Raw genomic sequence first — 22,055 nt, 5'->3', positions numbered from 1 at the left:
AAGACTATTTCTGGTAGAGAATTCTGCGTTGCAGGCAAATCTTTGCACCTCCAGTGAGAAGAGCCGTGTAAATGACGGCGGAAATGGTTGCGGGGACGTTGCCCGAGAGGATAAGTCCGAGCACCGGAACTGCAAGCAGTAAGCCAATAAACGCTGCCGCCAGGGACATTTCCATCGAGCCGTCGGCCTGCCTGACTTTGACCTTGCTGTAGGCGTTCCCAATGATGTTGCTGCTCGCAATCGACCATGGAATCAGGAGAGTCTCGACGGGCAGGACGCCGGTTGCAGCCCAGACGACGATTCCGATCGCTGGTGCCGCAAGCAGCGCCAGCAGCACAGACTGACTCAGGGTCACGCCCCACGCAAGCGACGTGAGGCCGAATCCGGATTCCCAGCTGTACCTCAGCTGCGAAAGAAGTCCGATCGGATTGTTCGCCTTGCACATGAGTTCATTCCCGGCAACTCCCACCATGAAAACGATGCAGGCACCCGCGCCCCGAACTCCGGGGATCTCCCGAAGGAATTCCGGCCCTATCCCGCCCCACCGAAAGCCGATCGCAGTGGCAGCGGCCAGAAGCAGGCAGATTCCGATTCCACGGAACAGGGCAAACGACTTGTCCCTGACGAGGTTAACTATGAGGACCCGCCAAAGCATGGCTACCGGCGTCGTCGCCCTCCATACGGACTCCCTGACGCGCCGCGGAACGCTCGCGGTTATCGGAAACGATTGCCTCTTGATCGCTCCAACGTTTCGGATTGTGAGAAAGGAAAATACGACGACGGCGATCGCCACCGCGGTCGCGATCCAGCCGCCTTCTGCGCCGGTTGCGTTGAGTCGCAGGTCATACCCGGCCGCTGCCGAGGTTAGTGCCAGCACTCCTCGGGCGAGGACGGCCCCCAGCAACGCGGCCAGGAGGCATCCCCCGGCGAAGAAGGTCCATCCCACGGCAAGGCTCGGAAGACGAGGGTCACTTGCGGCCAGCTTGGAACTCAAGGCGAGCCAGGACGCAGTCAGGGCGAATGGGGCAGCTAATAGTGTCAGTTCCAATGGTCCGCCGCTACCACCGTCCTCTTGCACAACAACCCAGGCCGCGGTGCAGACGGCGCCCGACAAACCAAACAAGATGGCAGCCCGTCGACCTGCCTCGGCCAGGAACACGTGGTGCATCGAAACATCGGTCGCCCGGTAGAGCTGCCTGTTTGGATTGAACCGAACTGCAAATCTTCGGCTGCTGAGTGCTTCCCGTGCGAGCGCACCGACGGAGATATAAAGGCAGACGGCGAGCGCCAACAGGATGATTGCCATCCTTGCAGTGCTGCCCAAATAGGCGTGCACGCCGTCGAAGGACAACGCCTCATGGAGCAGCCGCATCAAAAATAGGGATCCCGCCAGAACAGCACAGACCAAAGCAACCCCACTAGTTACTCCAAGGACCGCGAGTGCGCGGATGGATATCGGCCATCCCGTGAAGGCCAGTATGCGCACCCCCGATAATTTGTAAGCCGCTCTCAGGCTTCCCATTGCCGACGCCTAGAAACGATTGACGGATTTACTTTGGGCAGACTCCGCATCGACGATGAGGGCCACGGTTCCGATACAGATGATGCCTATCGTCCAGAGCCATAACGGAAGCGTGTCCGGGAAGCCCACTGTCGCGGCAGCTATGAACACTCCGCCGCCCATCCCGCTGATAACAAATAGAACCGCATCGCGCTTGGGATTTCGTTTTGTTGCGAGCACTACCAACAGGGAGATCGCTCCAACGCTCAAGGACGTCCATGCAAGCAGTGGAGTCCTCGGTTCGTGAATGAGCCCCACGACGATACTGCCGGCGATACACGCGAGTACGAGAACGGTGGCGATGGTTCGGACCCTTGATGAGTAAATCAATGTCGTATCCTTTCTAGGATTCAGAGAGCAAGAGAGACCGCTGCCGTTGCGAGCGAGGTGGCGAAAATGGCCGCAGTCGTTGTGGACGAAGAACTCGACCACTGCTTTCGGAACATGAAGGGAGAGCATGCCGCCACGAGGGCCACGTATACGAATGTCGACCAGCTGTCCTTCGGAGAAGTCAGCGACAACAGAAGGCTGACTAGCTGGACGCCCAGAAGGGACACGATTGCCGTGCACCCCAGTAGTCCGACTCGGAAACGGAATCCTCCACGCTTTAGCCCAGGAAAGAAGGTGCTCTCTGCGATGGACGTCAACGAAAAGTACAGCGTCGAAAGTAGTGTTGAGAGGACGACTCCGACGTAGAACCCCACGTTCACGGCGAGCTCGGTAACCGCTGGGTCACTAATTGCCCTAGCGGCATCGGTCTGCGCAACTTTTCCTGCTACGACTCCGTGAAGCTGTTTGCTCCTCAACAGCAGGAGACCCAAAAGTGCCCCGGCGGAACACATCCAAACAAGAGGGGACGTGTTCCTTTGCGGTCTCCGAGAGGGCTTATCTCCGCCCGGCTGTTCCACACTCAACGACGATAACGTCATGGGGAGAATCCTTTTGTAACTAAAACTGTGGCTTCGAGGAGAGCTGCGGCAAGGACAAGGACTGAAGCAATTCCGAAGATCTTTAAGGCCAATGGGAACATAGCGAGATACTGCCGCAGCGGTCCTGCTGCCTCAGAAGCGGAAAGAGCTGACCGGATAGCGGCGGCGACGGGTATGAGCCCAGCCCCGGCGCCCAACAGAAGGCCTAGAAATTCGATCGGTGCATAAATCCAAATCGAGGCCACCACCTCACCAATTCCCATGTGTGTCCGGCCGAGGCGCATTGTGGAGCCGATGTAGATTGCTGTGAGTGGCCATGCGATCAGCGTCGAGACTCCCCCGGTAATGACTCCGGAAAACAAAAGACACAAGGCGGGTACATTTGCCGCGAGAATCCGTCCCAGCGCGGATAGCCATGTAAGGCCAGCTTCAGGGGACATCGGCTGAGGTGATTCGGATTGAGCGGCCATGTCCGCTTGGAAACCGATGGTGAATCCGGCCAGCATGAGCGCCAGGGACAGCATCATCGCAACGAGGAGCAATGGCTTATCGCCGTTCCTGACGCTCATGCGCAATTTCGGTACCGTCGCTGCTGCAGCTAGGCGATCGCTGCCCGCTTACCCCATTGGAGGATGGCCCAGCGCGCCGTCGCGATGACTGCCGCTGCTATGCCGCCGGAAAGCACCCCCATCACGATGGCAAGGGCAATCCCGCCGACCTCTACTGCCGTTACGATCTGTGAGGCGAACGTGCTGGATAGACCGAACATTCCGGCGATGTACATGACGCTCACGCTGGCAAGGGCAAGTCCTGCCACGCTGACCGCAGTTGCGAAAGTGACCGACTTGATGGACGGGCGGCTCGTTGCTTCCATGATTCCTCCTTCGATTGTGACCGGGACCGGCGATCCCGATCCCTGTCACAATCCAAAGGCATGTTTCCCGGTCTAAGTGGTGAAATCGGAAAACTCAGTGGTCTGAAACCCAAATCTCCGTGCGAAAAGGCCATACACGGAGGCGCAAATGGCGTTCACGGAGTCTCGTCTCCGTGTTACCGATAAGTCGCACGGAGCATCGTCGAGTCTGTGGATTCGGAATTGAGGCGAGGTGGCTTGGGGCCGGCCAGTGTTTCACCGTACCCACCGCAGCAGTCCCACGCAGTCGCCGCCGACCACCCCAACGTAGGGTCGGGCCTCAAACTGAATTCCCCTCGTGCCGCCGATACCCAATACCGCGTTCTCGTCTATGTTTCATCCTCGTAAAGTTGGGATGGTCCATCAGCGCCCGTGCCGCGGCAATCGATCCCTGGACACCGCGTGGGGGTCAAGTCCGAGGGCTTAGACTTCCTTGTCCTTTTCCCGCGAAACTCAAGCCAGTGACTCGCAAAGTCAGATAGGGCTACGAAGCCAAAGCGAAAGGGCAAACGCCAAGGCAACCGTCAGTGCCTCCCGAATTACATTTCTGCCAGTCTACAAACTGTTATTGATAAGCATCAAAATGATCGTCATGACTCCAGCTTTTCCAAAGCGCGATATCCACACTTTTTCGTCCAGGCCTTTCGAGCCTTCCATCCGTTATCTCTTCAGGCCGAGTTGAACAATGACCCATGAAATTGCGCCGGCAGGTCCATTTTGGACCCGTTGCGCTAGGGGATTGAGAAACGGAAGGAAACAGAACTGATGAATCCGCCGACCGGTACCTATACACGGCTCTGAGCGCGGGAATGTTTGCCTTGATGCGCCAGAGTGATGGCTTTGTTAGGCACAGCTCCTCCCAATGCGCCCCAAACGCTGCGCACCAGAACAGACACAAGGGAGCAAGCACAATTTCAAACGCGCGGATGAACGTCGTTTCGGGCGCCGGTTGTGAATCGCTGTCGGACCTTCCTAGTTCTGGTGAGCAGAAGAACTCATCAAAGGCAGACTTTAGGGTTCGCTCTCAATCTGGCAATAGGCCGCCAAAGCGTCTCTGCGGGCCCATATGACAACAAAAGCAATGTTGAGGGCGAACGCAGCGCAAAAGAAGACAACAAAGACGGGAAATGGTGCTCCAGCGACGAAGAGCACGCCACTGCGCAAGTTGAAGCCTAGCTGGTGATTCGCATACCTTGACACTGCCCACGCCGGATACGCCACCAGCCCACCCAAGCCCGTCACTTGGTATCCCAAACCCGCTCCACACGGAAGACCCCTTGACTCCCACCCCCTTCTTCCCTAAACTTTTCATAAAGCAGAATCTAAATTCCACAAAGCGGAAACTCGACGAAGCGAACTAGCCCAAGAGGACAAGCCAAGCGGAAGATGGATCCCAAGCCCTCCCCGGAAGGACACCTACGATGACGTACACAGTGAACTGCTCCATCCTCCTGACGGAGCTGCCCCTGCTCGAGCGCCCCGCAGCTGCGAAGGCTGCCGGCTTTGACGCCGTCGAATTCTGGTGGCCCTTTGAGACCTCCGTTCCGTCGGACGCCCAGGTCACCGAGTTCGAGAACGCCATCAAGGACGCTGGCGTTCAGCTCACCGGCCTGAACTTCAACGCCGGCAACATGCCCGGCGGCGACCGCGGCCTGGTTTCCTGGCCCGCCCGCTCCTCCGAGTTCCTGGACAACATCGACGTCGTCGCAGGCATCGGCGAGCGGCTCGGCTGCAAGGCCTTCAACGCCCTCTACGGCAACCGCGCGGACGGCGAATCCCCCGAGAAGCAGGACGCCATCGGTGCCGAGAACCTCGCCAGCGCGGCGGATGGCGTCGCACGCATCGGCGGCACTGTCCTCCTCGAGCCCGTCAGCGGCGCCCCCAAGTACCCGCTCCTCAAGGCCGCCGACGCCCTCAAGGTGATCGCCCGCGTCAAGGAAGAATCCGGCGCCACGAACGTCAAGCTCCTCGCCGACTTCTACCACCTGGCAGTCAACGGGGACGACGTCGCAGCCGTCATCGAAAACCACGCCAAGGACTTCGGCCACATCCAGATCGCCGACAACCCCGGCCGTGGGGCTCCCGGAACGGGTGGGCTTCCCCTCGGCGAATGGATCGCCCGCAGCCGAGAACTCGGCTACGAAGGCTACATCGGCCTCGAATACAAGGAACCGCAGGAAACGGCGTTCAGCTGGGCCATCCGCCAGCGCGCCACCTCCCACTAGCGAACGCGCCAACTGAGTAGCAGTTGTTGTCGTTTAGAGCCCTCAAAACGACATCAACTGCGAGCTAGTTGGGTCCAGCACACCTGAGCTAAAACAAAGACTTCAGTAAGGAAAATCATGAGCAACGTTGCAGTTATCGGACTCGGAATCATGGGCCTTCCCATGGCCATCAACCTGGTCAAGGCCGGCCACAACGTCACCGGTTTCAACCGCAGCCAGGACAAGATCGACAAGCTCGTCTCCGAAGGCGGCAAGGGTGCCACGAGCATCGCCGACGCCGTCAAGGACGCCGACGTCGTCATCACCATGGTGCCGGACTCCCCCGACGTCGAAGGTGTCGTGAGCGGCCCGGACGGTGTCTTCGCCAACGCGAAGAAGGGCACCCTCTGGATCGACGCGAGCAGCATCCGCCCTGACGTCGCAGCCCGCCTCTCGGCAGACGCCGTCGCGGCCGGCATCCGCCCGCTCGACGCCCCTGTTTCCGGTGGCGAACAGGGCGCCATCGACGCCGTCCTGTCCATCATGGTCGGCGGCGACGCGGCCGACTTCGAGGCGGCCCAGGATGTGCTCAACGCCGTCGGCAAGACCATCGTCCACGTCGGCCCCTCCGGCTCCGGCCAGACCGTCAAGGCAGCCAACCAGTTGATCGTGGCCGTCAACATCGAGGTCCTTGGCGAGGCCATCGCCTTCCTTGAGGCCTACGGCGTGGACACGGACGCAGCCCTCAAGGTCCTCGGCGGCGGTTTGGCCGGCTCCAAGGTCCTGGACCAGAAGGGCCAGAAGATGCTCGACCGCAACTTCGACCCCGGCTTCCGCCTGGCCCTCCACCACAAGGACCTCGGCATCGTCACCTCCGCAGCCCGCGAAGCCAACGTCGCCATCCCGCTCGGCGCCGTCGTCGCGCAGCTCGTGGCCGCCACTGTCAACCAGGGCGACGGCGGACTCGACCACTCGGGCCTCTTCAAGCAAGTCCTCCAGCTCAGCGGCCGCAAGTAAAGCCACGCGCTCAGGCGCGATAACAAGCAAATCCGGGCAACCGCCGTCGTACTTCACGACGGCGGCTCCCCTACAACACCCAAAAACAGACTTTCAAGGAGCACACCATGACGAAGATGCGCACTGTAGACGCAGCCGTCGCCATCTTGGCAAAGGAAGGCGCCATCGAGGCGTTCGGCCTGCCAGGCGCGGCCATCAACCCCTTCTATTCCGCGATGCGGGCACACGGAGGCATCCGCCACACCCTGGCCCGCCACGTTGAAGGCGCCAGCCACATGGCTGACGGCTACTCCCGTGCAGCGGACGGAAACATCGGTATCTGCATCGGTACCTCGGGCCCCGCAGGAACGGACATGATCACCGGCCTGTACGCAGCCTGGGCAGATTCCATCCCCATGCTCTGCATCACCGGCCAGGCCCCCGTTGCCAAGCTGCACAAGGAAGACTTCCAGGCCGTGGACATCGAGTCCATCGCCAAGCCGGTCACCAAGATGGCCATGACCATCCTGGAACCGGGCCAGGTTCCGGGCGCCTTCCAGAAGGCCTTCCAGCTGATGCGCTCCGGCCGTCCCGGCCCGGTCCTGCTGGACCTGCCGTTCGACGTGCAGATGGCCGAGATCGAGTTCGACATCGACGCGTACGAGCCCATCGCCGTCGAAAAACCCAAGGCCAGCCGCAAGCAGCTGGAAAAGGCACTGGACATGCTCACCGCAGCCGAGCGCCCGCTGATCGTCGCCGGCGGCGGCATCATCAACGCCGGCGCCTCCGCGCAGTTGGTTGAACTGGCCGAACTGCTCAACGTTCCGGTCATCCCCACCCTCATGGGCTGGGGCACCATCCCGGACGACCACGAGCTGATGGCCGGCATGGTGGGCCTGCAGACCTCTCACCGCTACGGCAACGAGACCATGCTGGCCTCCGACTTCGTGATCGGCATCGGAAACCGCTGGGCCAACCGCCACACCGGCGGCCTGGACACCTACACGGCGGGCCGCAAGTTCGTGCACATCGACATCGAGCCCACGCAGATCGGCCGCGTGTTCTCGCCGGACTTCGGTATCGCGTCCGACGCCGGTGCGGCGCTGGACGGGCTGATCGAACTGGCACGCGAGCGCCAGGCAGCCAAGTCCCTGCCGGACTACTCCGCTTGGGTCGCCGAGTGCACCGCCCGCAAAGGATCCCTGCAGCGCAAGACCCACTTCGAGAACGTGCCGATCAAGCCGCAGCGCGTGTACGAAGAGATGAACAAGGCGTTCGGCAAGGACACCACCTACGTATCCACCATCGGCCTCTCGCAGATCGCCGGTGCGCAGCTGCTGCACGTCTTCGGCCCGCGCAAGTGGATCAACGCCGGCCAGGCCGGCCCCCTGGGGTGGACATGTCCTGCCGCGCTGGGCGTTGTCCGCGGCAAGCCGGACGAGACCGTTGTTGCCCTGTCCGGCGACTACGACTTCCAGTTCATGATCGAAGAGCTGGCCGTGGGCGCACAGTTCAACCTGCCGTACATCCACGTGGTGGTGAACAACTCGTACCTGGGCCTGATCCGCCAGTCGCAGCGCGGCTTCAACATGGAACAGAACGTGTCCCTGGCGTTCGAGAACATCAACTCCCCGGAAACCAACGGCTACGGCGTGGACCACGTCAAGGTCACCGAGGGCCTCGGCTGCAAGGCCATCCGCGTGGAGAACCCGTCCGACCTGCCTGCCGCGTTCGACAAGGCCAAGGCACTCATGGACGAGTTCAAGGTTCCCGTGGTGGTCGAAGTGATCCTGGAAAAGATCACCAACATCTCCATGGGTGTTGAAATCAACGGCGTGAACGAGTTCGAAGAGCTGGCCGAGCGCGGCGAAGACGCACCCACTGCGATCATCGCCCTGCTGGACTAGTAAGTACTGAAGGAGGTACGGAATGCGTGTGGTCATAGCCCCGGACAAGTTCAAGGGATCGCTGTCAGCTCCCGAGGTCGCCAGCCGCTTGAGCGCCGGGTTGCAGGCCGGATTTGCTGCCGGCCGACCGGGCGAGGGCTTTGAAACCACGCTCATTCCAGTGGCCGACGGCGGCGAAGGGACTCTCGACGCCGCCGTCGGCTCCGGCTTCACCCGCCGCAGCACCACGGTCACGGGACCCACGGGCCAGCCGATCACGGCCGAATTCGCCGTCCGCGGCGAGGAAGCCGTCATTGAAATGGCGGCGGCCTCCGGACTCGCCGTACTGCCGGGCTTCGGCGACGGCTGCGCCCCGAACACCGAAACGGCCAAGGGCTCCACAAGCCTGGGCACCGGCGAACTCATCCGCGCCGCCCTGGACCTCGGCTGCCGGCACATCATCCTCGGCGTCGGCGGCAGTGCCAACACCGACGGCGGCGCCGGCGTCCTGCAGGGCCTCGGTGCGGTCCTCCTCGACGCGGACGGCAACGAACTCCCAGGCGGCGGCGCGGCCCTCGCCCGCTTGGACCGGATCGACTTCTCGAACCTCGACGTCCGCTTGGAGGTCACCGAGTTCGTCCTGGCGTCCGACGTCGACAATCCCCTTTTGGGCCGCACCGGCGCCGCCGCGATCTTCGGACCGCAGAAGGGCGCGACGCCGGACGACGTCGCCTCGCTCGACGCGGCTCTGGCCCACTTCGTCCAGGTCCTCGCCAACGAGATCGGGTCCGAAGCCCAGGACGCCGCACAGGCTCCGGGCGCTGGCGCGGCAGGCGGCGTCGGCTACATCGCCATCGCGGCGCTGGGCGCGGCACGCAGGCCGGGCATCGACGTCGTCCTCGAATTCACTGAACTCGAGCAGCGGCTGGCGGGCGCGGAGCTGGTGATCACCGGCGAAGGCAGCCTCGACGAACAAAGCCTGCTCGGCAAAACGCCTATGGGCGTGGCGCGGGCGGCGGCGCGTTCCGGGATCCCTGTGATTGCCGTCTGTGGCCGCAGTACGCTGAGCCCGGAACAACTTTCGGAGTCCGGTTTCGAGTCGGTCCACGCATTGACCGAGCTCGAATCCAACGTAGAGAAATGTATAGCTGAAGCAGGCCCGCTGCTTGAAGAATTAGGCAAGCACATCGGCGTGCGCCTCTCTGAAAAAGCGGCATCCACCCAAGTCGCAGCGCGAACCGAGACCAAGGAGCAACTCCATGTCTGAAGAAACCACCACAGCACACGGCCCGTTTGACCTGGTCATCCGGGGCCAGCGCATCCTCACCACCGCCGGCATCACCGCCCGCGAAGTCGGCGTCCGCAACGGCGTGATCGTCGCCATCGAACCCTTGGGCAACGGCCTGACGGGCACCGAAGTCATCGAACTCGGCGACGACGAAACCCTCATCCCGGGCCTGGTGGACACCCATGTGCACGTCAACGAGCCGGGCCGCACCGAGTGGGAGGGCTTCGCCTCCGCCACCCGCGCTGCGGCAGCCGGCGGCGTCACCACCATCATCGACATGCCGCTGAACTCCATCCCGCCCACCACCAACGTGGAAGGCCTCAAGCTCAAGCGCGAAGTCGCCGAGGACCAAGCGTTCGTGGACGTCGGATTCTGGGGCGGCGCCATCCCGGGCAACAAGAAGGACCTTCGCCCGCTGCACGACGAGGGCGTCTTCGGTTTCAAGTGTTTCCTCCTCCACTCCGGCGTGGACGAGTTCCCGCACCTGGACGCGGACGAGATGGAACAGGACATGGCCGAGCTCAAGTCCTTCGACTCGCTTATGATCGTCCACGCCGAGGACTCCCACGCGATCGACCACGCACCCCACCCCGGCGGAGCGCACTACTCCACCTTCCTTGCCTCCCGCCCGCGCGGGGCCGAGAACAAGGCCATCGCCGAGGTCATCGAACGCGCCCGCTGGACTGGTGCGCGCGCCCACATCCTGCACCTCTCGTCGTCGGACGCTCTCCCGATGATCGCTTCGGCGAAGCGCGACGGCGTCCACCTCACCGTTGAGACCTGCCCGCACTACCTGACCCTCATGGCCGAGGAAATCCCCGACGGCGCCACCGCGTACAAGTGCTGCCCGCCCATCCGCGAAGCCTCCAACCGCGAGCTCCTCTGGCAGGGCCTGCAGGACGGCACCATCGACTGCATCGTCTCTGACCACTCCCCCTCGACACTTGACCTCAAGGACCTGGAAAACGGCGACTTTGCCGTGGCATGGGGCGGCGTCTCCTCGCTGCAGCTGGGGATCTCGCTGATCTGGACCGAAGCACGGCACCGCGGCATCTCCCTGGAGCAAGTAGTGTCCTGGATGTCCGAGAAGCCCGCCGCCTTGGCCCGCCTGCACAACAAGGGCCAGCTGGCTCTCGGCTACGACGCCGATTTCTCCATCTTCGCGCCGGACGACGCGTTCGTCGTCGACGTCAAGAAGCTCAAGCACAAGAACCCGATCACGCCGTACGACGGCAAGGCGCTCTCCGGCGTCGTACGCAAAACGTACCTGCGGGGCAGCGAGATCGACGGCCGGACGCCCAGCGGCAAGCTGATTCGCCGCGGCGGCGTGTAAGGCCAAGCCATGGCCGTCAATGTCCATGCCCCGTACGGGCAACTGCCCGCACGGCTCAACGCCTCGCGGCACCAGCCCGCCCCCCGGCCTTCAGCGCTCCGGCCTGGTCTGGTGCGGCCCGGGATGCACCCGCGCGGACTTGCCGTGTGGGTACAGCCCGGTGAAGGCCGCGAAATCGATCCCGAGGTTTGGTCCCGGGCCGCTGAAGCGGTCCTGGCCCGGGCCCGCAAACTTGCTCCGGGGGCGGAAGTCCTCCTTTGGCCCGCCGCCGGAGCTGCAACGTCCGGTGATTCCGCTGGTTCGGAGGGGGCTTCCGGTTCGGAAGCGTCCGACGCCGCTCCGGCGTCGAGTGCGTCCGACGCCGGAAGCCGCCCGGCTGCTGTCCCGTCACCTGTCGCACTGGCCGGCCGACGCAGCACCGTGGCAGTGGACCTGGCTGCGAACACCGTCCTCCTCGACGGTGTGCCTGTCAGCTTCACAGCGATGGAACACAGCCTCCTCCGCTACCTCGTGGAAAACCTGTCCCGGGCCATCCCACGTGAAGAATTGCAACGCTTTTTGGAGTCACTTGACTGTCCCGGCGCGGCATTTCGGTCCATCGACGTGTATGTTGGACGCGTCCGGCGCAAGCTGGGCTCAGCCCGCCATGTCATCGCCACAGTGCGTGGAGGCGGCTACCAATTCGTGCCCGGACCAGGCTCCACAGTCCGCGGACCCGCGGAATACTGCATCTAGGCAGCCCGTTACACCCATAGATTGATCGCCGGCCACGGCGGTTGCCCGACAAGTCAAGGATCGCAACATGACCCAGAAACTCCTCGCCGGAACCCAGGCCCCCGATTTCGCGCTGCTTAACTCCGAGGGCCAGAAGGTCTCGCTGTCGGATTACCGTGGACGCAACGTCATCGTGTACTTCTACCCGGAAGCGGCCACCCCCGGCTGCACCACCGAGGCCTGCGACTTCCGCGACAGCCTTTCCAGCCTGCAGTCCTCCGGCTACGAAGTCCTGGGCATCTCCCCCGACGCTCCGGAAAAGATCGCACACTTCGCCGGAGACTACTCCCTGACGTTCCCGCTCCTCTCCGACGAAGACCACGCTGTGGCCCTCGCCTACGGCGCCTGGGGCGAAAAGCTAGTGAACGGCGAAGTGGTCGACGGACTGGTCCGCTCCACCGTCGTGCTCGACGGCGAAGGCAAGGTCAAGCTGACCCAGTACCAAGTCAAGGCCCAAGGCCACGTGGCAGCGCTCAAAGCCGAACTCGGCCTGTAACGCCCGCTCACAAACAAGGCTAAATAGAGAATCCTCCTGCAGATCATGATCCGAAGGAGGATTCTCTATTTCCAGGTGAGCGAGCGTTCGGGTTAGTTACCGCCAGCGGTATTCCATGACTCTTCGGACACGGGGATCCACCACTCGCGGGCCTTGCCTTGGCCGATGTATTCGGGCCACCGGAAATCCGTCGGCGCGCTGAAATCGGCAGGAAGCAGCGGTGCCACGGCACCGCGGCGCCGCTTCTCGGCGTCGAACTCTGCCTTTGCCTCCGCCAGCACGTCGGGAGAAGTCAGCAAGTCCAGCACCATCCCGGCAATCATCTTGCCTGTCGCCCTGATGGTGGGGTCGATCGTTTCCGGTATGCCGCCCATGGCGGTCATGGCCCAGCCCGGGTACGCAGTGCCCTTCTCATCCGGCGCCAACGTCGGCCGCGCGGTGTAGAAGCGGATGGTGGGAGCGTACCAGGTCATTTCCACGTAGTCATCGCTGGTCCAGTTCTGCTGGGTTGCCGGGATGTGCCGGCGCAGCTCCACTTCGGCGTCCTGCGGGGTGATGAGCTCGGCCGTTGCCGGATGGAACGGATTATCCATGGGTTCCACTCCGCACGAGGCTTGGATTTCGCGTCCGATCTCCCGGGCCCGCTCATCCAAGACCGGGGCGCCAACGGCGGCGATGTTCTCCCAGGCCACCCGAGCGACGGTGTGGTTGGCGATGCCCGGGCGGTTGCGCGCCACCCAACGGGAGCTAACACTGCAGTGCGATGCGGCCGCGGCTAGTTCCGCGTTGCGATCAAGCACCGCCAGCACGGAGTCGGCCTCGGCGAGGCTCGGACAGCGCCAGGAGTACTGGATCTGGGCCAACCCCGCAGGCTGGTTGTCCGCCGTCGCCTGCCCGGCGGTGAGGATCGCTTCCGAAAGCGACCACCCGCCCGCCTGCGGCAGCATCGAATCCTGCGTCGTCTTGGTCAGCGAGAACATCGTGAACAGCGCGGCGTCCGCTCCTGGAGCCCGGGCTGCGGAGTGCGACGACGGGATGGGACTGTCGCCGTACGTGTTGTTCCAGCCTTCCGGGCTGTCGCACGTGAAGGTGTAGATCTTGCTGTAATAAGAGCCGCAGTGGGTGTCCCAACGTGCGGTATTGCACAGGGGCATCATGTAGAACGGGTGGTACGAGATGATCGCGTCAAGATTGTCGTAGTAGCCGCGCAGGCCGTGAACCACCTTGGATCCCTGGACCTTTTCGGCCGGCTCGCCCGTGTAGACCAAGGTGCCCGGAATGTTGTGCCTTTGCATGGAGTCTTTTGCAGCGAGGAAGCCCGCGAGCGTCGAGATGCCGAGGGCCGAATGCGGATCCGTGTGGCCCGGAGCGAAGCGCGACATGCCGGTTCGGGGCTCCCGCTTGGTCGACGCAGCCTGGCAATTTCCCGGAATGGCATCGTATTCGGCGTAGCCCAGGATCCGCGCACCGGAACCGGCGGGACTTGTCCACTCGGCGGCGAAGGCGGTGGGCATGCCCCCGCTGCCCTCCTCCACGGTGAAGCCATGTTCCCGAAGTGTTTTCACGTACCAGGCGCAGGACTCGTACTCGCGCCATGCAGGTTCGGCCAGTTCCCAAATGTTCGTGTGCCAGGCGGAAAGCTGCTCCCTCTGCTGCTCCACCCACTCCCACGCCGTGGCCTTCAACCCGGCGTTCTTGACGGTCGCGCTCATCGTTTTCCTTCCTAAAGTCATAGAGTTCTGAAACTGTTCCGGCCCGGGGTCTCGGCCCAGTGACCCTCGCTCACAAATAAGCGCTTTCCACCGGACCCTCGCTCACTTGCCTAAAGAAAGTGAGCGAGCGTCGGTACAAAAGCCGTCATAAGTGAGCGAGCGTCGGGGCGGTTACTCGATGGTCACGTGGATGAGGCTGGGGCCCTTGACGGCGAGCGCCTTGGTCACAATCCCGGCGAGATCGTCGAGGGAGTCCACGTTGAACGCCGTCAGTCCGAAGCCTTCGGCCAGCCGCACCCAGTCGGGCTGTGTCAGGTTCACGCCGACCGGGGCCAGGTCCCGATCCTCCATGTTCTGTCGGATTTCGCCGTAGCCCCCGTTGTTGATGCAGATGATGGGCAGGTCCACGCCCTGCTCCACGGCGGTAATAAATTCCTGGACAGCGAACATGAGCGCACCGTCGCCGATCAGCCCCACTACGGGACGATCCGGATCGGCCACCTTTGCGCCAATCGCGGCCGGCAGTCCATAACCCAGCGTGGCATACGCGGGCGTGTACAAGAGCTGATGCGGCTTCTGCATGGGGAAGAAGGACGTGGTTCCGAAATAGGTGATCTGCGAAGAATCGCCCGCGATAACGGTGTCCGCCGGCAGCGTGGCCGCAAGGATCTCGTTGATGTTGGCCAGCACGGGCGCCATGGAGCGGGCTTCTGTCCGCAGTTTGTCCCGGAAAGGGTGCAGTTCCGGAGCGGGGCCCGGCTCATGTCCAGCGAGCGCCGCGAGCAATTGGGGCACGACGGCGGACGCGTTGCCGAGGAGTTCGACATCCGGCGCAAGATTGCGCTGCAGTTGGACCGGGTCGATGTCGATCCGGATGCATGGACCCTGCGGTACGATCTTGCCGCCCCACAGCTCCGATTCGCCCACCTTGGAACCGATCACCAGCAGCGCGTCGGAAGCGTTGCACAGGTCCTGCGCCGCTGCGAGCCGGATTTCCGAGCCCAGCGACAACGGATGGGCTTCCGGAATAGCGCCTTTGCCATTGATGGTGGTCACCACGGGGGCTTGCAGGAGTTCTGCAAGTTCGAGCAGAGCGCCGCCGGTTCCGAGCGAGCCGCCCCCGGCCAGGATCACCGGGTTCGACCCGCGGCGGAGGATCTCCGCGGCGGTGGCGACGGCGTCGTCGGCTGCTGTCTTCGGCGCACCCAGGGGGCGGGCCTCCAGAGCGGAAGGGTAGACGTCGGACGCCCCCTCAAGCACGTCCAGCGGGATCTCGATGTGGACCGGACGCGGCCGCCCGTGCGCGAAGAAGGCGAAGGCCTCGTGAATCAATTCAACGGCCTCGCCGCCGCTGGCTACCCGAGTGCTGCGCCCGATCAGGGCCCGGACAGCACCGGTGGGGTCCTTGGTCTCGTGCAGCAGGCCAATGTCGGAAAACTCACTGCCGCGGGGAGCGCCCGGGGACAGGATGATCATGGGCCGGGACTCGCAATAGGACGTGGCTGCGGCGGACATCGCGTTCAGCAGACCGGGTCCGGAGGTGGTGATCACGACGCCGGGAAGCCCCTTGAGCTGGCTCCAACCGTCGGAACCGTACCCGGCTCCTTGTTCGTGGCGGGTGGTGACCGGGCGGATGCCGAGCGGCTCAAGATGCCGGTAGAACTCGAGGTTGTGGGTACCTGGGATCCCGAAGATCGCGTCGATCCCGTAGTTCCGCAGCGTGGTCATGACGGCGAGGCCGACGTTGTTGGTGGGGATGGAACTGGTCAAGGTTGAGTCCTTAAATCGTGGCCTAGAGAACTTTGGAGAGGAACGCCTTTGTTCGCTCGTGTTGGGGGCCGGAGATGATCTCGTTGGGATCGCCGGCTTCGACAATGACGCCGCCGTCCATGAACGCCACGACGTCTGCCACCTCGCGGGCAAAGCCCATTTCGTGGGTCACGACGATCATGGTCATGCCATCGCGAGCCAGGGCTTTCATGACGTCGAGGACTTCGCCCACGAGTTCCGGGTCGAGTGCGGAGGTGGGCTCGTCGAAGAGCATGAGATCGGGCTTCATGGACAACGCCCGGGCAATGGCGACGCGCTGTTGCTGGCCGCCGGAGAGCTGGGCCGGATAGTGGCCCGTGCGGTCGGCAAGGCCCACCTTCGTCAGGAGCTCACGGGCTTCGGCCTCCGCTTGGGCCTTGGGTACCTTGAGGAGTTTGACGGGACCCATCATCACGTTTTCGAGGGCTGTCATGTGGCCGAAGAGGTTGAACGATTGGAACACCATGCCGATCCGGGACCGGCGCTTGTTGATGTCCTTCTGTTGGGCTTCGATGAGCCTGTCGCCGTGGACTTCGTAGCCGATCATGCGCCCACCTACCAGGATGGTTCCGGAGCTGGTGGTTTCGAGGTGGTTGACGCAGCGGAGCAGCGTGGACTTACCGGATCCGGAGGGACCGATCAGGCACACCACTTGTCCGGATTCGACCGTGAAGTTGATGCCTTTGAGGACCTCCATGCCGGAGAAATCCTTGTGCACGTTGAGGAACTGGACTTCAGACATTGCCGCTACGCCTTTCGTGCCTGGATGGTGTTGCCGCGGGAGTACCGCTTCTCAATGCGGGCCTGGACGAGCGAGAGGATGGTGGTGAGCAGGATGTACCAGAGGCTCGCAACGATCAGGAGGGGGATCTGCTGGAGATTGCGGGCGTAGATCTGCTGGGCGTTGTACAACAAGTCGCCGACACCGATGACGATCACCAGGGAGGTGGTCTTGAGCATGGAGATGGTCTCATTGCCTACCGGCGGAAGGATGATCTTCATGGCCTGGGGGATGACCACGTGGCGCAGGGTTTCCATCCGGCTGAAACCCATGGCATGGGAGGCCTCGGACTGTCCCGCAGGAACGCCCATCAGGCCGGCGCGCACGATTTCGGCCATGTAGGCCCCTTCGTTCAAGCCCAGGCCCAGGATGCCTGCCACGAACAGCGGCAGGACGTCGTTGGTGTTCCATTCCACCAACATGGGACCGCCGGGGATGCCGATGCCGATGGTGGGGAAGAGAACAGCGGCGAAGCCCCAGAAAAGCATCTGCACCATGAGCGGTGTGCCCCGGAAGAACCAGATGTAGGCACCGGCCACGCCGCGCAGGAGCGCGTTGTCGGACATCCGCATGACCGCGATCACCAGGCCGATCACGAGTCCCAGGACCATGGCAATGGCCGTGAGTTCCATCGTGGTCAGGAGGCCGCTGAGGATACGGATATCGAACAGGTACTTGGCCACGGTGGGCCAGCCGAAGCCTGGGTTGGTGACGATGACGTAGGCGCCCATCAGCGCGAACAGACCCACCACCACCATGGCGATCAGTTGTCCGGGCCGTTTGCGCTTGAGCACGGGCCGCGACGCCAATTCCGCGAAGTCATGCCGTGCCGCGGCGGTGATCGGCAGCTCGGACACGGTCATGACCCCACCGTCGGGTTGACCTCGGACTTGGTGATGATGCCGGACTTGAGGTTCCAGGCGTCCATGATCTTGGCGTAGGTGCCATCGTCCATGAGCGACTGGACCGCCGCCTGGAATGCCTTGGACAGGCCGCCGTCGTCTTTCGGGCTCACAACGCCGGACAAGGACGGCTCCACGAGGATGGAGTCCACGGAGGTGAAGGCGTCCGGCTGCAGCTGGGCGTAGTATCCGGTGAGCGCGTTGTCGGCCACGAGTGCCTGGGCACGGCCCGATGCCACGGCCTGGTTGACGTTGTCCTGCTGGGGCAGCAGCAAGGAAACAGGCTTGTCCTTGCCGGCGTCGGCGCACTTCTTGTCGAACGACGGAAGCACGCTCAGCGCCTGGGTTGTCCCGGTCTGGGCAGCGACGGTCTTCCCGCAGAGGTCCAGTTCCGAGTTGATGCCCAGTGGATTGCCCTTTTTGACCATGACGGAGGTCCCTCCGCGCATGTAGCTGACCATGTTGACTTTGTCCTTGCGTTCGTCCGTGATGGAGAAAGCGGCCCAGGAAGCGTCGTAGCGGCGGGCCTCGATGCCGGCCAGGATGCCGTTGAAGTCGGCTTTTTCTATGTTGATGGTGACGCCCATCTTCTTCGCGACGGCCAAGGCCATGTCCGGTTCAAGTCCGACGATCTTGCCCTGGTCATCCGTGAAGTCGATCGGGGCGTAGGTGGGATCCGTGACGAGGGTCAGCGAGCCTTTGCTCTTGATCGCGGCCGGAAGGAGCGCCTGAACCTTGGAATCTGTTTGAACGGCCTGCGCGAGTTCCTGGCCGCTTTGACTGCTTTGGCCGCTCACCGATGCGTTGCCGGATGCGGTAGCGGCCACACCTTCTGTGTTTGAGCAAGCCGTCGTCAACGCCAGAAAACTGATGGCTGCCGCTGCCACGAGCGGGCTTTTCATGCCTTTTCGCATCATTTGTGGATCTCCGGTTCGAGTCGGGTTGAAATAACAATATGTTCAACTTATTGTGAGATGAGTAACAACGCGTGTCAAGGGACCATGGCAACATCGTGGAGAGATGACTACGGGCACCCACAAGGCGCCCCACCTGGACCAGCGCGACCAGACAAACGAAGGAGCAACGGCATGAGCGAGACAAACCCGGGCCGCCGCACACGAAGCGTCACGGCAGAAGCCATGGCAGAACGCCGGCAGAGCATCCTGCACCATGCCTCGCAGGTAATCTCCCGTGAAGGCGTGGAGGGCTGCTCCTTCGCCGAACTGTCCGAGGCTTCAGGTTTCAGCATCGGGATGATCCAGCACTATTTCCGGCATCGGGAACGGCTCATTGGCGCCGCGGTGGAGTACCGCATCGACGAATCCCTCGCCGAATGGCAGCGGATCTACGATCACGGCAGCAACGCCGTGGAACGCCTGCACGACCTCCTGACGTTCTCCATCCAAAGCGACACCCCGTTCGAAGAAGCCTGGGGCTTCTGGCTGCAGATCTACGCCGCCGCCCACAAGAACTCCGAGATCAGGGAAAGTGTCGCGGCTGTCTGGACGTCATGGCGGGGCTTGTTCGTCCGGGCGCTCGAGGAGGCAGTCGACGAAAAACTGCTCCAACCGGCCTTCGATATAGACGAAGTGGCTACCTTGCTTCTGGCCACGATCGACGGCCTCGCGATCCAGTCCCTGAACGGAGTCCACAGCTTCTCACCTGCGGAGATGATCGAGACCCTGCACCGCTTCGCCGCCCGGGAGTTCGGCATCGACGCCGACGAATTCATCCATAAGAAGCGCTCCAAACTCGTGGACGCACACTAAGAACGCGCCAACTCGCGCTGGAACGGCGCGGGCTGTGCGCTGGAAGGGACCACCTGTGGGGGAACAACACGACGCCATGGCTGCCGAAGCCGTGGAGTTTTGCAGCACCTTGATCCGCATCGACTCCACCAACACCGGCGATCCGGCCACCACCGGTGACGGCGAATCGCGCTGTGTCGAATACGTTCAGTCGTTGCTCGCGGAGTTCGGACTCGAAGGCCAACTGCTCGAAAAGGCTCCCGGCCGCGGCAACCTCGTGGTCAGGATGAAGGGCAGCGACCCAGAGGCTCCCGCCCTTCTGGTGCACGGCCATACCGACGTCGTCCCGGCAAACGTTGCGGACTGGACCGTGGATCCGTTCTCCGGCGAGGTCAAGGACGGTTTCGTATGGGGTCGCGGTGCCGTGGACATGAAGGACATGGTTGCCATGACCGTGGCTGCCGTACGCCAATTGCGGCGCGAGAACTTCGTCCCCCAGCGGGACATCGTCTTTGCCTTCGTGGCCGATGAGGAAATAGCCGGCGAGTTCGGTGCCCAGTTCCTGGTGGACGAGCACCCTGGACTCTTCCACGGCGTCACCGAGGCTATCGGTGAAATCGGCGGCTTTTCCCTCCAGCTGCGCGACGAGCTGAGGCTCTACCTACTGGGAGTCGCGGAAAAAGGGGTCGCTTGGGCAACGCTGACCGCGCACGGAACCACAGGCCACGGTTCCATCGTGCCCAACGAAAGCAACGCCGTCGCGCGCCTTTCCTCAGCCCTCGGCCGCATCTCGGAACACAAGTGGCCGGTGGTCCAGAGCGCCTCGCTCTCGGCATTGGTGGAGCAGTTGGGCGAGGCGCTCGGCCGGCCTTTGGATAGTGAAAGGCTCGACGACGAACTCGCCTCGCTCGGTCTGCTCGCCGCGATGCTCCTCCCGGGCTTGCGCACCAGCGCCGTCCCGACCCAGTTCCACGCCGGCTACAAGACCAACGTAGTTCCCGGGACAGCCACCGCCACGGTTGATTGCCGCATCGCTCCGGGCACAGATGACGAATTCAAAGAGCAATTCATGGAGCTGCTGGGGCCTGGCATCGAGGTGAGCTGGGAGGAGGGCCGCTCGCTGGAATCACCCGCCCGCGGCACCCTGCTGGACGCGATGCAAGCGGCGATCACCGCCGTCGACCCTGGAGGGAAAGCGCTCCCGTTCGTCATGTCCGGAGCCACAGACGCCAAAGCGTTTTCGCAACTGGGCATCCATTGCTACGGCTTCTCGCCTTTGCGGCTTCCTGAAGGCTTTGATTTCGCGGGCATGTTCCACGGCATCGACGAACGGGTCCCCGTCACGGCCATCCACGCCGGCACCCGCATCCTGCACCGATTCCTCAGCGCACAGTGACCGCCCACCCGTCCGGCCGCATCGAAGCGGCCGCCCACCAAGACCGAAGGACCACCATGACCCTCACCACAGAGCTGTCGCACACCGGCCGGATGGCCAAGCGTGCGGCCGGATTCCAGCCCTCCCCCGTCCGCGCAGTCTTCGATGTTTCCATGCAGCCGGGCATGATCTCCCTCGCGGGCGGCAACCCCTACCTGCCTGTCCTGCCGATGGATCGCATCGCCGCGATGGCGTCCGACGTCGTCGCTCGCCGCGGGCTGGAGGCCCTCCAGTACGGCTCCGGTGCGGGAACAGAGGAACTCCAGGCCCTGATCTGCCAAGTGATGGAACTCGAAGGCATCACTACGTCGCCGGAAAACGTGCAGATCACCGCGGGCTCGCAAATGGCATTGGAACTCGTCACCAAACTCTTCTGCGATCCCGGGGACATAGTGATCGCGGAAGGACCGACATATGTGGGCGCGCTCGGCGTGTTCGAAGGCTTCCAGGCCGACGTGGCGCACGTGGCGATGGACGACGACGGCGTCGATCCCGACCGCCTCCAGGACGTCATTTCCGGGCTCAAAGCGGCCGGCAAAACCATCAAGTTCTTCTACACGATCCCCAACTTCAACAACCCCAGCGGCATCAGCCTTTCCCTTGAGCGACGGCAGCGCGTGGTGGACATTTGCCGGGCCGAAGGCGTGCTGATTGTCGAGGACAACCCCTACGGCCTGCTGAGCTTCGACGGCACGCCCAAACCCGCCATGCACTCACTCGACCCGGACAACGTGTTCTACCTCGGCTCGTTCTCCAAGATCTTCGCTCCCGGCCTGCGTGTCGGCTGGGTGGTGGCGCCCCAGGAGGTGCGCGGCCGCCTTCAGATCGCCTCCGAGGCCACGACGATCTGTCCCTCGGTCTTGAGCCAACTGGTGGTGGAGCAGTACATCAGCAGCTTCGATTGGCGGGACCAAATTGCCGCTTACAGCGCCGTCTACGCCTCCCGCTGCAAAGCCACCCTCGACGCCTTGGCGGCCCACATGCCAGAAGGTACCCGGTGGACCAGCCCGAGCGGCGGATTCTTCACCTGGGTAACCCTGCCCGAGGGCATCGACACCGATCAAGTGCTCGCCGCGGCCATCGAGGCGGGAGTCGTGTTCGTGCCCGGCAGCGCCTTCTACGCCGACGGTGGGGGCAGCAACCAGCTCCGCATCGCCTTCTCCTACGCCCCTGAAGATCAGCTCACCGAGGGAGTGAAACGCCTGGCCGAGGCAATCCGCCGGGTCTAAGCCCCAACTGACTCGCATTTGGTGTCGTTTTGGAGGCTGAAAACGACATTAAGTGCGAG

Annotated in this window: 20 protein-coding genes; 11 read left to right on the top strand and 9 right to left on the bottom strand. The window is 63.1% G+C overall.

From position 1 onward, the window contains the following. Window positions 1-4: 4 nt before the first annotated feature. Together KNN17_RS20120 and KNN17_RS20115 are read right to left on the bottom strand one after the other, a co-directional pair. Window positions 5-1,372 (bottom strand): hypothetical protein, encoded by a 1,368-nt coding sequence (locus tag KNN17_RS20120; protein WP_241710631.1) that lies wholly within the window; start codon window positions 1,370-1,372, stop codon window positions 5-7. A 159-nt stretch (window positions 1,373-1,531) separates the two neighbouring features. Beyond that, on the bottom strand, window positions 1,532-1,891 hold the full coding sequence (locus KNN17_RS20115; RefSeq protein WP_241710630.1) for a hypothetical protein: 360 nt from the start codon (window positions 1,889-1,891) through the stop codon (window positions 1,532-1,534). 66 nt (window positions 1,892-1,957) lie between these two features. Between KNN17_RS20115 and KNN17_RS20110 the strand changes: the two genes are divergently transcribed. Continuing rightward, window positions 1,958-2,257: a hypothetical protein gene (locus tag KNN17_RS20110; RefSeq protein ID WP_241710629.1), complete on the top strand. Its 300-nt coding sequence runs from the start codon at window positions 1,958-1,960 to the stop codon at window positions 2,255-2,257. Between the two features lie 229 nt (window positions 2,258-2,486). On the opposite strand, the gene KNN17_RS20105 is transcribed toward KNN17_RS20110, so the two are convergent. Both KNN17_RS20105 and KNN17_RS20100 read right to left on the bottom strand, forming a co-directional pair. Continuing rightward, the gene (locus tag KNN17_RS20105) at window positions 2,487-3,059 is read right to left on the bottom strand and encodes a hypothetical protein (RefSeq protein WP_241710628.1); all 573 of its coding nucleotides are present in this window, start codon (window positions 3,057-3,059) and stop codon (window positions 2,487-2,489) included. Between the two features lie 29 nt (window positions 3,060-3,088). Further along, on the bottom strand, window positions 3,089-3,364 hold the full coding sequence (locus tag KNN17_RS20100) for an uberolysin/carnocyclin family circular bacteriocin (RefSeq protein WP_139359642.1): 276 nt from the start codon (window positions 3,362-3,364) through the stop codon (window positions 3,089-3,091). Between the two features lie 1,460 nt (window positions 3,365-4,824). Here KNN17_RS20100 and KNN17_RS20095 point away from each other — a divergent pair. The 7 genes from KNN17_RS20095 to bcp all read left to right on the top strand — a co-directional run bounded on the left by KNN17_RS20095 (window position 4,825) and on the right by bcp (window position 12,380). Continuing rightward, window positions 4,825-5,628 carry a hydroxypyruvate isomerase family protein gene (locus KNN17_RS20095; protein WP_241710627.1) on the top strand — a complete coding sequence of 268 codons (804 nt, stop codon included), beginning with the start codon at window positions 4,825-4,827 and terminating at the stop codon, window positions 5,626-5,628. 117 nt (window positions 5,629-5,745) lie between these two features. Further along, window positions 5,746-6,624: a 2-hydroxy-3-oxopropionate reductase gene (locus KNN17_RS20090; RefSeq protein WP_241710626.1), complete on the top strand. Its 879-nt coding sequence runs from the start codon at window positions 5,746-5,748 to the stop codon at window positions 6,622-6,624. Window positions 6,625-6,731: 107 nt separating this feature from the next. Then, window positions 6,732-8,510, top strand: a complete 1,779-nt coding sequence (gene gcl / locus KNN17_RS20085) for a glyoxylate carboligase (protein WP_241710625.1) — start codon at window positions 6,732-6,734, stop codon at window positions 8,508-8,510. Window positions 8,511-8,532: 22 nt separating this feature from the next. After that, the gene (locus tag KNN17_RS20080) at window positions 8,533-9,756 is read left to right on the top strand and encodes a glycerate kinase (protein WP_241710624.1); all 1,224 of its coding nucleotides are present in this window, start codon (window positions 8,533-8,535) and stop codon (window positions 9,754-9,756) included. Continuing rightward, window positions 9,749-11,110, top strand: coding sequence for an allantoinase AllB (allB, locus tag KNN17_RS20075; protein WP_241710623.1), 1,362 nt, complete (start codon window positions 9,749-9,751; stop codon window positions 11,108-11,110). The genes KNN17_RS20080 and allB overlap by 8 nt, the downstream gene beginning before the upstream one ends. Before the next feature lie 9 nt (window positions 11,111-11,119). Beyond that, entirely contained in the window at window positions 11,120-11,845 is a 726-nt protein-coding gene (locus tag KNN17_RS20070; RefSeq protein ID WP_241710622.1) for a winged helix-turn-helix domain-containing protein, read from the top strand. A gap of 67 nt (window positions 11,846-11,912) precedes the next feature. Further along, window positions 11,913-12,380, top strand: coding sequence for a thioredoxin-dependent thiol peroxidase (gene bcp, locus KNN17_RS20065; RefSeq protein WP_078107485.1), 468 nt, complete (start codon window positions 11,913-11,915; stop codon window positions 12,378-12,380). A gap of 92 nt (window positions 12,381-12,472) precedes the next feature. Here the strand turns inward: bcp and KNN17_RS20060 are convergent, their stop codons facing one another. From KNN17_RS20060 to KNN17_RS20040, 5 genes are all read right to left on the bottom strand, one after another. Further along, complete coding sequence (locus tag KNN17_RS20060; protein ID WP_241710621.1) at window positions 12,473-14,092, bottom strand: amidohydrolase; 1,620 nt, start codon at window positions 14,090-14,092, stop codon at window positions 12,473-12,475. A 171-nt stretch (window positions 14,093-14,263) separates the two neighbouring features. Then, entirely contained in the window at window positions 14,264-15,862 is a 1,599-nt protein-coding gene (locus KNN17_RS20055) for a thiamine pyrophosphate-binding protein (RefSeq protein WP_241710620.1), read from the bottom strand. Between the two features lie 22 nt (window positions 15,863-15,884). After that, window positions 15,885-16,643 (bottom strand): amino acid ABC transporter ATP-binding protein, encoded by a 759-nt coding sequence (locus KNN17_RS20050; protein ID WP_241710619.1) that lies wholly within the window; start codon window positions 16,641-16,643, stop codon window positions 15,885-15,887. 5 nt (window positions 16,644-16,648) lie between these two features. Next, window positions 16,649-17,545, bottom strand: a complete 897-nt coding sequence (locus tag KNN17_RS20045; protein ID WP_241710618.1) for an amino acid ABC transporter permease — start codon at window positions 17,543-17,545, stop codon at window positions 16,649-16,651. After that, window positions 17,542-18,411: an ABC transporter substrate-binding protein gene (locus tag KNN17_RS20040; RefSeq protein ID WP_241710617.1), complete on the bottom strand. Its 870-nt coding sequence runs from the start codon at window positions 18,409-18,411 to the stop codon at window positions 17,542-17,544. The genes KNN17_RS20045 and KNN17_RS20040 overlap by 4 nt, the downstream gene beginning before the upstream one ends. A gap of 261 nt (window positions 18,412-18,672) precedes the next feature. On the opposite strand from KNN17_RS20040, the gene KNN17_RS20035 reads away from it, so the two are divergent. The 3 genes from KNN17_RS20035 to KNN17_RS20025 are packed head-to-tail and all read left to right on the top strand — an operon-like array spanning window position 18,673 to window position 21,996. Beyond that, window positions 18,673-19,353 carry a TetR/AcrR family transcriptional regulator gene (locus tag KNN17_RS20035; protein ID WP_241710616.1) on the top strand — a complete coding sequence of 227 codons (681 nt, stop codon included), beginning with the start codon at window positions 18,673-18,675 and terminating at the stop codon, window positions 19,351-19,353. A 55-nt stretch (window positions 19,354-19,408) separates the two neighbouring features. After that, entirely contained in the window at window positions 19,409-20,728 is a 1,320-nt protein-coding gene (locus tag KNN17_RS20030) for a M20/M25/M40 family metallo-hydrolase (RefSeq protein WP_241710615.1), read from the top strand. 56 nt (window positions 20,729-20,784) lie between these two features. Then, on the top strand, window positions 20,785-21,996 hold the full coding sequence (locus KNN17_RS20025; RefSeq protein ID WP_241710614.1) for an aminotransferase-like domain-containing protein: 1,212 nt from the start codon (window positions 20,785-20,787) through the stop codon (window positions 21,994-21,996). The last annotated feature ends 59 nt before the right edge of the window (window positions 21,997-22,055 follow it).

The sequence above is a fragment of the Arthrobacter bambusae genome (assembly GCF_022606295.1).
Lineage (GTDB): Bacteria > Actinomycetota > Actinomycetes > Actinomycetales > Micrococcaceae > Arthrobacter > Arthrobacter bambusae_A.
Note: the sequence above shows the minus strand (reverse complement) of the source record. Positions and strands in the feature narration are given on the sequence as shown.